The sequence below is a fragment of the Streptomyces graminilatus genome, assembly GCF_001418565.1.
In the GTDB taxonomy this organism is placed as follows: Bacteria; Actinomycetota; Actinomycetes; order Streptomycetales; family Streptomycetaceae; genus Streptomyces; species Streptomyces graminilatus.
Window position 1 is genome coordinate 1 of the sequence record NZ_LIQQ01000187.1, and the last position, 12,642, is coordinate 12,642.

A 12,642-nucleotide genomic window follows, 5' to 3' on the forward strand; every position below is an offset into this window, starting at 1 on the left:
CGTCCCGCCCCAGGTCACCCTCCCCGACCGGGGCATCTACGACACGGCGACCGCGTCCTCATGGACCGACGGCTTCCTCACCGGCAACGGCGAGTACGGCGCCCTTCTGTACGGGGCGCCCGCGCTGGAGAAGGTCATCTTCAACCACCAGCGGTTCGTGCTGCCCAACGGCACCCGCGACACAGCGCCACCGGTGATCTCCGGCCGACTGGACTCCGTACGGGACAAGGCGCTGGCCGGTGACTACTCCGGGGCGCAGTCGACGTTCGCCTCCGGCTGGAGCCTGAAGTGGACCCAGACGTACCACCCCGGCTACGAGCTCCAGCTCAGCACCCCCGGCATGACCACGGTCAACGACTACGCCCGCATCACCGACTTCCGCACCGGCGAGGTCACCCACACCTGGACCGACCAGGCCGGTACCTGGAAGCGGCACGCCTTCGCCTCCCGCGCCGACAAGGTCGTCGTCCACGAACTGCTGCCCGCGACGGGCCGCACCGTCGACACCACCCTCAGCGTCAACACCGCGCTGGAGGGCACCCCGTCGAGCGTCACCTTCGCCACGACGGCCACGGTGAGCGGCGGAGACGGCTACCTGAACCTGCGCGGCACCTACCCCGCCGGACAGGGCGCGTTCGGCTACGAGGGTGTCACCCGGGTCGTCGTATCGGGACCCGGCGCCTCGGTGACCGTCAGCGGCTCGACCCTGGTCGTGGCCCGCGCCACCAAGGTGCTGCTGCTGACCAAGCTGGGCCGGTACGAGACCTCCACCGGCTGGGACCCCAAGCCGCTGCACAGCGCGCTGGCCGCCCTCACCGCGGACTACGCCACCCTGCTGTCCCGCCACAGCACCCCGCACTCGGCGCTGTACGACCGCTCCAGCCTGGACCTCGACGTCTCCGCGGCCGACCGGCGATTGTCCACCAGTGAGCTGATCGCACGTCAGAACAACGACAGGTCGGTCATCGACCCGGCCCTGCTGGAACGCCTCTACGACTCCGGCCGCTACTTCTTCGTCAGCTCCAGCGGGATCCTGCCACCCCGGCTGACCGGCATCTGGACCGGCACCTGGAACGGTGCCTGGGCGGACGACTTCACCACCGACGCCAACGTCAACTTCCAGGTCGCGGGCGGCAACATCCTCGACCTCACCGACGCCATGCAGGGCTACTTCGACCTCGTACTGGGGCAACTCGCCGACTGGCGCACCAACGCCCGGAACATCTACGGCACGCGCGGCTTCCTCGCCCCCATCCGTACCGACGGCGAATCCGGCCACATGCTCCACTTCGACGGAGGCTTCGCCGGTCAGACCTGGACCGGCGGCGCCGACTGGCTGCTCTACCCGCTCCTGGAGTACTACCAGGTCACCGGTGACGCGGCCTTCCTGAAGAACAGGCTCGGCCCCGCCCTGATGGAACTCGCCCTGTTCTACGAGGACTTCCTCACCCGCACCGACGCCGACGGCAAGGTCGTCTTCGTACCGTGCTTCTCGGTGGAGAACAAACCCGGCAACACCAACCAGTTCCTGTCGGTCAACGCGACCGGGGAGATCGCCGCCGGCCGGCACGCCCTCGAAGCGGCCATCGACGCGGCGAACACCCTGGGCGTCGAGCAGGGCAGCGGACAGGGCGTGGCGCGCTGGACGGCGCTGCTGGCCAAAATGCCCGCACACCGTGTCAACGGCGACGGAGCCCTGGCGGAATGGGCCTGGCCCAGCCTCACCGACCACTACAACAACAACCACGCCCAGCACATGTACGGCGCCTGGCCCCTCCACGAGATCAACCCCGAGGACGAGCCGGACCTGGTGCTGCGCGCCCGCAAGGCCCTCGACCTGCGCGGCGACGAGACCAAGGCCGCCCACGGCGCCATTCACCGGACCTTCGCCCGGGCCCGCCTCAAGGACGGCGCCGGTGTCTACGGCAACATCAGGAAAATCGTCGGCAACAACATGGTCTTCAGGTCGCTGATGACCTCCCACAACCCCAACCTGACGACCTACAACGCGGACGCGGCCAACGCCCTGCCCGCGATGCTCTCCGAGGTACTGCTCTACACCCGCCCAGGCATCCTCGAACTGCTGCCCGCCCTGCCCGACCAGCTCGCCAAGGGCACCATCAAGGGCGTACTGGGCCGCAACCGGATCCGGATCGAGAGCCTGGCCTGGGATCTCGCGGGGCGCACGGCGACCGTCGTCCTGACCTCGGCCGTCACCCAGGACATCACCCTGATCTCCCGTCGCGGCATGACATCGGTGACCACGGCGGCGACAGTCGCCCCGTCGTCATTGGGCGGTCACGCCCGGGTCGTGTCCCTGACCGCGGGAACCCGGACGACCGTCACCATCGGCCTGCTCACCGGCGCCTTCCGCCTGGTGAACCGCAGAAGCGGCAAGGTGCTGGACCTCAAGGACGGTTCGACCGCCTCCGGGGCCACGGCGATCCTGTGGCCGTGGAACGGCGGCACCAACCAGCAGTGGCGCTTCCTGCCGAACCACGACGGGTCCTTCCGTCTGGCGAGCGTCAGGAGCGGAAAGGTCCTGGAGTCACCGGGAGGATCGACCGCCAAGGGGCAGGTCCTCGACCAGTGGACGGACGACTCGGCGTCTCACCAGTGGTGGAAGCTCGTCCCCACGAGCGGCGGCCACTACCGCCTCGTCAATGCCAGGAGCGGCCTGTGCGCGGACGCGGAGAACGGCGCCACGGCTGACGGCACCCGAGTCATCCAGTGGTCCACCGACGGCGGCTCGAACCAGGAGTGGCAGATCGTGGCGGTGTGAGCCACGGGTGCCGCGCGGGCACCCGGTCACCCGGCCGACGAGCGGCGGTCCGTGCCCCCCGTCGTCGAGAACACCGACGCGGCGCCTCCGGAGTACAGGAGGCGCCGCGCTGTGACTCCGCGCTCGCGAGGTCAGGGCGGCCCGGCCGCGCTGCCGGTCAGGCAGGATCGGCAGCGGTGGCCGGTCGGCGGGAGAGCGCGTCGGATGCCTTGGCCGTGGCCCAGAGGGACACGGCGAGGGTGAGGGTGAGGGCCGCGCCCGCGGCGAACACGCCGGCCGACGGCTCGGCGTCCGGGACACCGGCTTCCGTACGGGCGGAACCCGTGAGGAAGGGGACCACCACGAGGACGGCCAGGCCCAGGACGATCTCGCCCCAGACGACCTTGGGGAAGTGCCGCAGCGTCAGGAGGAAGAGTGACGTGGTCTCGCCCGCGCGGCGGGCCTGGGCCATGCGCGGCATCAGCCAGAACTGGTTGAAGGCGCCCGCGGTGACCAGCCCCAGGACGAGGACGAGCTTCACCAGCAGGGCGATGCCGTAACCGGTGGTCCACAACTGGCTGATCGAGCCGACGTGTTCCCAGCTCATCCACAGGCCCGAGACGACGACGGCGGCGACGCAGACCATCGCGACGAAGCTGAAGCGGCGCCACATGTCGGCCCAGACCAGACCCGCGTCGGAGCTCAAGTGCCGGCGGGTACCGGCGAGGACGCTCAGCAGGACCAGACCGCCGAGCCACACCGTGCCACTGATGATGTGGACCTGGGTGAAGGCCCGGTCGAGGAGGTCGGCAGCCCTCTCCGGGGCGGTGGCCGGGACCGAGGGGATCAGTGTCACCGCGAGTGCGAGGGGCAGGGCGGTGAGGGCGATCGCGTCGAGTCTTCGCCGGGCGCCGGGGGCGAACAGGGTCATGAGGACGGCCGCGGTGACGAGCAGGACGATGTTCTGCACCAGGAAGATGGTGCCCTGCGCGATCCAGTCGCCCTTGTCGGCCGGGGCCCGCAGGAACTGCCATATCCGGTGCGGGGCGAGCGCGTCGCCGAACGGCATGCCTTCGCCTGACCGGGCCACACGCGCGGCGAGTTGGAGGTATCCGGCCACCAGCAGCACCACGCCGGACCATGCGAGGAAGCTCGCAGACCGACGGCGCAGCACGGCGACGTCGTCGGCCGGGTCGGAAGATCCCATGACGGAGGGGCGAACAGTGGTGGCGTAGGTGACAAGACCGCCGATGGCGCCGGTCAGGCCGATGAAGTAGCCCGTCTTGGTCATGGCCCGCCAGGATGTGGGCAGGGTGTATCCGGCCGTCTCCGCGGCCAGCAGCAGTGCACTCATAAGGTGAGGCTAACCTAAGTTTAGAGTAAAATCGCACAGCTGGTGGGCGTGGTCGCGTATGAATTCCGGCTCAGGACAAGGGTGGGTGGCCCCGTCGGGCGACGGGGCCACCCGGGGGCCTACTTCTGCCGGGCGAGCCAGTCGGCGAACGTGGTCTCGGCGATGTGCGCGTCGGGACCCGGCAGGAGCGTGTCGTCCTCCAGTTCGGCGCCCCAGTACGTCGCCCGCGGGTCCGTGACGATCTCGCGGGGGTCGTTCTGGGCGGTGAGCCCCATGCGGATGAACTCCTCGAGCTGGAACGCCTCGGGACCGGCCACCTCCACCACGCCGTTGGCCGGGTCGCCGACCGCCGTACGGCCGACTGCCGCGGCGACGTCGTCGGAGACGATGGGCTGGATCCTCCCGGCGGGCAGGCGCACGGTGTCGCCCTCGGTGACCCCGTCGGCGAGCCCCTTCGCGAACTCGAAGAACTGCGTCGCGTGGACGATGGAGTACGGCATGCCGGACGCCTTGACCAGCTCTTCCTGGGCCTGCTTGGCGCGGAAGTAGCCGCTTCCCAGGAGACGGTCGGTGCCGACCACGGACAGCGCCACATGGTGTGCCACACCGGCCTCGGCCTCCGCCTTGAGGAGGTTGGCCGTGGACGTACGGAAGAAGTCCATGACGGCGCTGTCCTCGAAGGAGGGCGAGTTGGACACGTCCACGACGACCGACGCACCCTTGAGGACCTCGGCCAGGCCTTCGCCCGTCAGGGTGTTGACGCCGGTGCTCGGCGCCGCCGCGACCGCCTCGTGGCCGTGCTCGTTGAGCTCGCCGACCAGCTTCGAGCCGATGAGCCCGGTGCCACCGATCACTACGACCTTCATAACGGATTCCTCTCGTGGGTCTGCCTGGTCACATTCGGACCGCACCAGAAGAGACCGGACAGCGACTCGGTCTGTGACAGGGGGCTCAGTCCTTCCCGGCGGAAAGATCCGGGAGACCGGGCAGAGATGTCACGGCAAGGCCGTTCGCGGTCAGTCCACGAAGTAGGAGTCGTGCCTGTCGAAGAACCCGGCACGTTCCTCGTCCGTGGCATCGGCCATCTCCGACACCTTCTCGAAGTACTCCTCACGCGGTGCGCCCGGGGTGAAGAGCAGCAGCATTTCGGCCGGGGCGTCGGAGTCGTTGCGGAAGGCGTGCAGGCCACCCTGCGGCACATGCAGGAAGTCCCCCTTCCGGCCGTCGATCCACTGGGCTCCGTCGAAGAGACGCACGGTGCCGTCGAGGATGTAGAAGGACTCCGAGATGGTCTTGTGGAAGTGCGTCCTGGGGCCGCCGGCCCGCGCGCTCATCTCGACCCGGTAGAGCCCGAACTCGCCCCGTGTGGTCCGCGTCGTAGCCAGGTAGTGAATGGCGTCCTTCCCCGTCTCACCGACGCCGGGCGGGGTGTCCGCCGGGCGGAAGCCGGCGCTGACCTCCCCGCCGTCTCCCCGATACACCTGCTCCGGATACGACATGCTCACCATCCCTTGTGTGAAATCCGCGGTGCGAGAGGCGGTTCCGTGTGCGCGTCCACACTATTGACCATGTGGTCCCACGGTGTGTGACACGGCCTCGCTCACCTCGCCCGGTCCCAGTGGCGGTTCTCCCACAGGATGAGCCCGAGCAGCACCAGGAGTGCGGACACGAGTGCCGCCGCTCCGCTGAGGTACAGCGCGGCGGGGGTGACCAGCGCGGCGACGGCGAGTGCCGCCCACAGCCGGGCGAGCGGCCAGGTTCCGGCGAGGGCGCGGTGGAAGCACGCGAGGCCGGCCAGGTACAGGGAGATGCCGAGCGGCAGGAGCAGGGCCGGGACACCGTGTGACGCGTGGTGGAACCCGTGGATGGACTTCTCCATCCCGACCGCCGCGACCGCGATGCCGTAGACGACGACGAAGTAGGCGTAGCCGAAGGAGTAGATGGCGACGTGCGGTCGCCGGTCCGCCGGCACCCGTGCGAGGCGGGCCTCGCTCTCGCGTTCCTCGCGGCCGAAGTAGAGCCACCACATCGCCGCGCTCAGCGCCAGTACGAGGAGCGCGCCGGTGATCACCGTGGCCATCTCGTTCTCCGCCGAGGCCACGCCACCGACCTCGACGATCGACTCGCCGAGCACGATGATCACCGCGAGTCCGTGCCGCTCCACGAAGTGCCCGGCCCCCACGGTGAATTCACCGATCCCGGCGACGACGGGCGTCGCCAGCACCATGACCCAGGCCACCACCCACAGCCAGGGCCGCGTGCCGGGCGGAACCAGTCCGGCGGCCAGGACGACGAGGGCCATCACCACGTTGAGCGGCCCGACACGCATGATGCCGCGATGCCCCGACGTCCCGATGAACCCGACCAGATGAATGACGACCACGACGAGATAGCTCGCACCGAACAGCCACGCCCACGGGCCCCGTTCGGCGACCCTGGGCACGGTGATCGACATGACGAAGAACCCCGCTGTTCCGGTCAGGAGGAGCAGCCGGGGGCCCGTGCGGTCCAGGTCGAGTGCGTTGGTCAGCCAGGCGTAGCCCCCGTACATCCACCAGATGATCGACAGCAGCGCCGCCGCCCGTGCGAGGCCGACCGGCGTCGGCAGCTCGTTGAGGACCGACGCGACCTGAGTGATCGTGAAGACGAAGACCAGATCGAAGAATAGCTCCAGCGGCCGGACGGACTCCACCGTGCCCTGGTCCGGCGGGCGGGGCTTGGTTATCTCATCGGTCACGGCGGCGATTGTGCCAACCTCGGCCCACACACACCAGTTCAGGCCGGGCAGCCGGCCCCGTGTCACGGGTCTGTCCGCTCACCGCATGAGCGCCCCGCCGCTGTCGACCACACCGCAGGTCACCGTTCACCGCCCTTGGCCGGCCGTGTCACCGATGTGCGCTGCGTGATCCGTCCAACGACCCGCGAAGCGCGGCGCGTGTTCCGTCGCGGGCACCGCGCGACCCCCGAGGAGGTCGCCGCAGCCGTGCCTTCGCCGCCTTCGGCCTCGGCTGCGGCGCCTCATGCGGAGCACGCCTCAGAGCTTCGGGATCCTCAGCGCCGCCCAGGTTTTGGGGCCCGGGATCCCGTCCGCGTCACCGGCCAGCTCGGTCCGGGAGCGCTGGAAGTCGGCGACGTTGCGCCTGTCCGCGTCCGACCATTCGGGTCCGGGACCCGAGGTGTAGTGCTTGCCGAAACCGAGCGCCACCAGGCGCCTTCCGAGGGCGGTGACGACGGGGCTGCGGCGGCCGGGACGGAAGAAGCCGGTCCCGGGAAACGGCTCGTACCGAGGTGCCGGTGCCGGATGCTTCGCCGGGCCCGCCGTCGGCAGTTTCAGTCGCTGTCCCACGGAGATCGCGTCGGCGTCCTTGATGGCGTTGAGGGACAGCAGGGCGGCCACGGTTGTCCGGTGCGCCGCCGCGATGGACGTCAGGGTGTCGCCCGCCTTCACCGTGTAGGTGCCGGACCCGTTGGCCGGAGGGGTTCCCCCGCCGTCGGAGTGGGGCCTGCCCGGCACGATGTCGATGTCCACGGCCCCCGGGTCCCAGTGGTCCTGGCCGGGGATCTGGGAGTGCCCGTAGTGGCCGCCCTTGTTCTCCCAGGTGAGTCTGGGACGCTCCGTCGCGTCCTCCGCGGTGGCCGGCGGGGCCCCGACGGGCCACACGTCCGGGATGCCGTGCGCGCGTATCGCGGCGAGCAGCTTCTGGAAGTTCGGCTTGTCCTTCGGGTCGAACCCGTTCGTCCAGGGATCCCGGGCACGTCCCAGCACCTCGACCTGGACGCAGACCTTGCCGGTCCGGTTCGTGCGCTGAGTGCCGTCGTTCTTCAGCGCCCTCGCGGACTGGTCCAGGGGCCCGAACTGGCCCAGCCGGTCGGTGACGGGGCAGTAGATCACCTGCGGTTCCACCGCGCCGCGCATCAGGTAGGCCGCCACGGAGGTGAAGTAGTCGCCGCCGGCCGGGGACTCGGTGGTGTGCCACACGGCCCGCGGCGGCTCGTTCGGGGTGTCCATGTCTCCACCGATGCGCTGCGAGCCGAACCGGGTCACGCCGTCGATGTACGCCGGGCCCGAGTTGTCGGCCAGCAGAGTGTTCGCGGTGTGGCTGTCGCCGCCCAGGGGCTGCACGGACCGGACGCCGACCGGGCCGGGGCCGTCGCCTTCGTCGTCGTTCGTCTCCGGCAGCGGGCCGGGCTCGTGCGCGAGAGGCTCGGCCGCGTCGGTGGGAACGTACACGTCCAGGTCGCCGTCGTCGCGCAGGACCATGAAGGCACCCTCGATCCGCGGGTGTTCCTTGACCTGGCGCTCGGAGCCCGGAAGTTCGGCGAGGGCGCGTACCTGGTCGACGTGGGCCTGGTCGGCGGTGCCCAGATAGGTGGTGGTGATGTCGTGGGTGCCGGGGTCGGTGTGGTCGACCGCGACGTGGAAGGTGGTCATGTCGGAACTCCGGGTTTCGGGACTGGCGGAGGTCTTCCCGCTGGTGCGGGGCGAAGCAGGTGCCCGGGCGGGGAGGGCATGAGGTGAGCGCGTTCCCCGCTCCGGGCGCCGGTCGGAACACATCGGGCCGCGCGGTGCCACGGGAAGGGCAGGGGGCGGCGAAGGGCGCGCGGTGACGGATTCGGTCAGGAGATCGTGGGCCAGGCACAGTGCGTCGAGACGGACCGGCACGATCAACGGCCCGCCGACGCTCACCGGTCTTCCCCCGCCGGGGCATGACAAGCCCCGGTGATTCCTCGCAGCACGGCTCTCCCAGAGTCCAACTGCTGGTCGAACGTTGGCTCTCCCAGCGCGGCGAGCGCCACCGTACTGGTCAAGTACCCGATCACGAAACGAAGTTGATGGAAAACTAAACATCTGAAGGGTGACTTGAGAGCAGGTGTTCATACGCACCCGCAACGACGGCAAGTCACGCCGGTCGCCCGGCGCTGAGGACGCCAGGCGCCAGGCCGACGATCACCGCGGACGGAGCTCCCGAAGCCCCGGTCCGGTGCTCCCGCACCGCCCAAGCCGCCAACCCACACCTTCCGGACGACCGACTCGGTGCGTCTTTACCACCCCATCGCCGGCCGTTTCTTGTCTCTTGACCTGGTCCACGAGGCGACCTCAACACCCACGTTCGTGCTCACGCCCGATCCGCCTGATCCGCCCGATCGCCACGACCTCGACGGCAAGTGGAGCCGGCCCGCAGGGTGTTCGGGAAGGCAAAGGCCGAGGATCCGAATGTCTACGGCGTCGCGCGGGTGTGTCGCGTGCGGAGCGAAAGGCGCCTGACGGGTGAAAACCAGGTCAGGCACCCATGAACCGCGCCGGCTGTACGCATCGGCATGCGACCGGCGCTCGCACTGACCGGCCGCCGGTCCCGGCGTCAAAGGGGGCGGCACCCGGGGGGAGAGACGGCGGGCCTCATGCCGGAAGCCTCTGCCGGGTCAGGGGCGAGCCGCGACACTCTCCTGACGGCTGCGGCCTCGCCCCGCTCGCGATGGCGCCGGGAGATCGCCTTATCGCCGGTCGCACGCCGCTGACCAGCCCATCGGCCACTGCGTTCAGGTTGTGCTCAGGCCCGGACGGGTCTCGGGCAACTCAAGCACCAGAAGCGCCAAAACTCTGGCAAAGGGGTCTGGGGGAACCGTCGGGCACCATGCCATCGTGCCTGCCATGACGACACATCACCTCAAGGACGACCGGCCCTCGCACCGCGCACGACACATGGCGAGCAAGGTGCCCGAGGTGACCGTCTACTTCTGGATCATCAAGGTACTCACGACCGGAATGGGCGAGACTGCCTCCGACTTCCTGGCCCATGTGCTCGGTCCGGTCCCTGCGGTCGGCCTCGGTGGCGTCGCCCTGGTGGCCGCCCTGGCGGTGCAGCTCGCTGTCCGTCGGTACGTGGCCTGGATCTACTGGACGGCGATCGTCATGGTCAGCGTGTTCGGCACGATGGCCGCCGACGTCCTCCACGTCGGCCTCGGCGTGCCGTACTCGCTCTCGACCCCGTTCTTCATGGCCGCGCTGGCCGCCGTCTTCGCCCTCTGGTACCGCAGCGAACGCACCTTGTCCATCCACAGCGTCCACACCCGGCGCCGCGAGACCTTCTACTGGGCCGCCGTGCTGGCCACGTTCGCGCTGGGCACCGCCGCGGGTGATCTCACCGCCACGATCGGCCTCGGATACCTGGGCTCCGCCGTCCTGTACGCCGCCGCGATCGCCGTTCCGGCCGCTGCTCACCGCTGGGGCCGCCTGGACGCGGTGGCCGCGTTCTGGACCGCGTACGTCATCACCCGCCCGCTCGGTGCCTCCGTCGCCGACTGGATGGCTGTCGGTCACGCCCGGGGCGGACTCGACCTGGGCCTGGGGCCGGTCACGCTGTCCTGGACGGTGGCCATTCTCGGGTTCGTCGGCTATCTGGCCGTATCTCGCAAAGACATCCCTCACGACGCCATGCCGTGACGGGCGGGACGGTGCCGTCGAGTCCGGCCCGGACCTCCGCCGGAGTCGGCGCCCGCTCCGCCGCCCACGGCGCGGCGACTACCTCGCTCTCCAGCTCACCGGCGTTACGCCGTTCGGCTCTGCCCCGCGAGCCCCTGCCGGCCATGACTGAGACCTTGCACCGTGTAGGGGCCTCCCGGTCCGAGGGATGTGCCGCAGCCCTACAGGCCGTAGGGGACAGGGGACAGGGGAGCGAAATGAGCGATGGTCCGCAGGCCACGGACGGTCCGCAGGCCACGGACAGCGTGCGGGCCACGGACAGTGCGCGGGCCGCATCGCCCGGTCCGCCCGGCTTCGGCCCGACGACGGCTGTCCGTTCCGCCCGGCGGTCCCGGGGCGAGGTGGCGCTCGCGGTGGTGGCCGGCGCTTTCACCGTGGCCCAACTCCTTCTCGTGCGGCCGGGGATGGGTCTCGGCTGGGACGAGTCGGTCTACGTCAGCCAGGTCTCCCCCCACGCGCCGGCCGCGTTCTTCAGCGCCCCGCGCGCCCGCGGCGTCCCGCTGCTGGTGCTGCCGGTCGCCGCCTGGTCGTCGTCCACCACGCTGCTGCGGGTCTACCTGGCCGTCCTGTCCGGCCTCGCCCTCTACCTCGCGCTGCGCGCCTGGCGGGGCGTCGTTTCCGCCCGGGTGCTCGTGGCCGGGGGCGCCTTGTTCGCCACCTTGTGGGTGACGCTGTTCTACGGCCCACAGGCCATGCCCAACTACTGGGTAGCGGTCGGCGCCCTGGCCTGCGCGGGCTGCTTCCTGCGTGCGCAGGCGAACCGCTTCGACCGCCCGGCCCTGTGGGGCGTGGGCCTGAGCGCGGCCCTGATGGCCTCGATGCGCCCCACGGACGCGGTATGGGCGACCCTTCCTCTTCTCGTCCTGCTGCTGTGTGTACGGCGGTGGCGGCGCCCCGCGCTGCTGGTGGCGCTGGTCGGCGGTCTCGCGGCCGGGGCGGCCGAGTGGGTGGTGGAGGCGTACGTCTCCTACGGCGGACTGGCCCAACGCCTGTCCGACGCGTCCCGCATCCAGGGCGGCCTCGGCTGGAACATCGCCGTCGGAGACCAACTGCGCGCGCTGGGCGGACGTACGCTGTGCCGCCCGTGCACCAGCGCCGCGCCCGCTGTCCTGGCGACCCTGTGGTGGTACGTCCTGCCGCTGCTCGCCGCCCTCGCGGCCGTGGTCGCCGTCCGCGCCCGTCGCCCCGCCGCCACGCTCGTACCGGTGGCCTGCGCCGCCTCGGCGGCCTTCCCGTACCTCTTCCTGATCGGCTACGCGGCACCCCGCTTCCTGCTGCCCGCATACGCACTGCTCGCCCTTCCGGCCGCCGGTCTTCTGGCGCACCTGGTCCGGGCGCCCGGACGGATCCGTCGGCCGCTGACCGTGGCGCTGCTGACGCTCGCCCTGGCCGGGCATCTGGCCGTGCAGTTCGTGGTGCTGGAGCGCACTGTGCGGCGTACCACGGCGGCCCACCGTGAGTGGGCCGCCGTCGCCGCCGGGCTGCACCGGCTGGGCGTCCGACCGCCTTGTCTGGTCACCGGAGAGAACTACGTCCCGATCGCCTACTACGCGGGCTGCTCGTCCGCGGCGACCGCCGGCCACGACGCCAACAGCACGTCGGCCGGCATCGGGCGGACCGCCCTCCGGCTGCCCACCGCCACGCTGGTGGCACCGGGCGTCGGCCCGCCCGCGTACGCCCGTTCCTGGATCCCGCACCGGGTGGCCGACCTGCGCGTGTACGTCGCACCCGCCCCGGCGGGGGGAGGACGGCGGTGAGCGCCACCGGCGTTCCCCCGTCCCGTGGCCTCGGCGGGCTACGGCGGCTCACCGTCACCGCGGTCGTGGTGGTGAGGGCGGCCGTCCGGCTGCCGGCCGCGCACCGGCACATGGGGGACGCCGGGGCCGATCGGCCTGCCGCCGCGCCGATCACGCCTGGCCGCCGCTGCTTCCCGGCCCGCTGGTCCTGGCGGCGCCGGCCCGCCGCCCCGTCCGGTGATCCGGGCCGGGCACCGACGGAAACACCGCAACACCGCAGATGGTCGCGTAGTACCGGGGTTCTACGCGC

At 70.7% G+C, this 12,642-nt stretch carries 8 protein-coding genes; 3 read left to right on the forward strand and 5 right to left on the reverse strand.

The annotated features are described in order from the left end of the window. On the forward strand, window positions 1-2,782 hold a 2,782-nt coding region (locus tag AOK08_RS17230), incomplete at its 5' end, for a glycosyl hydrolase family 95 catalytic domain-containing protein (protein ID WP_055526518.1). Between the two features lie 157 nt (window positions 2,783-2,939). Here the strand turns inward: AOK08_RS17230 and AOK08_RS17235 are convergent. The 5 genes from AOK08_RS17235 to AOK08_RS47375 all read right to left on the reverse strand — a co-directional run bounded on the left by AOK08_RS17235 (window position 2,940) and on the right by AOK08_RS47375 (window position 8,547). Then, window positions 2,940-4,115, reverse strand: a complete 1,176-nt coding sequence (locus AOK08_RS17235) for a CopD family protein (protein ID WP_055526521.1) — start codon at window positions 4,113-4,115, stop codon at window positions 2,940-2,942. Window positions 4,116-4,234: 119 nt separating this feature from the next. After that, window positions 4,235-4,981, reverse strand: a complete 747-nt coding sequence (locus AOK08_RS17240) for an SDR family oxidoreductase (RefSeq protein WP_055526523.1) — start codon at window positions 4,979-4,981, stop codon at window positions 4,235-4,237. 150 nt (window positions 4,982-5,131) lie between these two features. After that, window positions 5,132-5,620, reverse strand: a complete 489-nt coding sequence (locus AOK08_RS17245; protein WP_055526545.1) for a cupin domain-containing protein — start codon at window positions 5,618-5,620, stop codon at window positions 5,132-5,134. Between the two features lie 95 nt (window positions 5,621-5,715). Continuing rightward, on the reverse strand, window positions 5,716-6,852 hold the full coding sequence (locus AOK08_RS17250; RefSeq protein ID WP_157876705.1) for a low temperature requirement protein A: 1,137 nt from the start codon (window positions 6,850-6,852) through the stop codon (window positions 5,716-5,718). Between the two features lie 297 nt (window positions 6,853-7,149). Next, window positions 7,150-8,547: a peptidoglycan-binding protein gene (locus AOK08_RS47375; protein WP_055526528.1), complete on the reverse strand. Its 1,398-nt coding sequence runs from the start codon at window positions 8,545-8,547 to the stop codon at window positions 7,150-7,152. Window positions 8,548-9,765: 1,218 nt separating this feature from the next. Here AOK08_RS47375 and AOK08_RS17260 point away from each other — a divergent pair. Then, the gene (locus AOK08_RS17260) at window positions 9,766-10,557 is read left to right on the forward strand and encodes a COG4705 family protein (protein WP_055526530.1); all 792 of its coding nucleotides are present in this window, start codon (window positions 9,766-9,768) and stop codon (window positions 10,555-10,557) included. Between the two features lie 236 nt (window positions 10,558-10,793). Further along, complete coding sequence (locus tag AOK08_RS17265) at window positions 10,794-12,353, forward strand: hypothetical protein (protein ID WP_241826981.1); 1,560 nt, start codon at window positions 10,794-10,796, stop codon at window positions 12,351-12,353. Window positions 12,354-12,642 lie beyond the last annotated feature (289 nt).

Coding starts and splice junctions, on each gene's coding strand:
- AOK08_RS17235 (WP_055526521.1), bottom strand. CDS start 4,115: ATGAGTGCACTGCTGCTGGCCGCGGAGACGGCCGGATACACCCTGCCC.
- AOK08_RS17240 (WP_055526523.1), bottom strand. CDS start 4,981: ATGAAGGTCGTAGTGATCGGTGGCACCGGGCTCATCGGCTCGAAGCTG.
- AOK08_RS47375 (WP_055526528.1), bottom strand. CDS start 8,547: ATGACCACCTTCCACGTCGCGGTCGACCACACCGACCCCGGCACCCAC.
- AOK08_RS17260 (WP_055526530.1), top strand. CDS start 9,766: ATGACGACACATCACCTCAAGGACGACCGGCCCTCGCACCGCGCACGA.
- AOK08_RS17265 (WP_241826981.1), top strand. CDS start 10,794: ATGAGCGATGGTCCGCAGGCCACGGACGGTCCGCAGGCCACGGACAGC.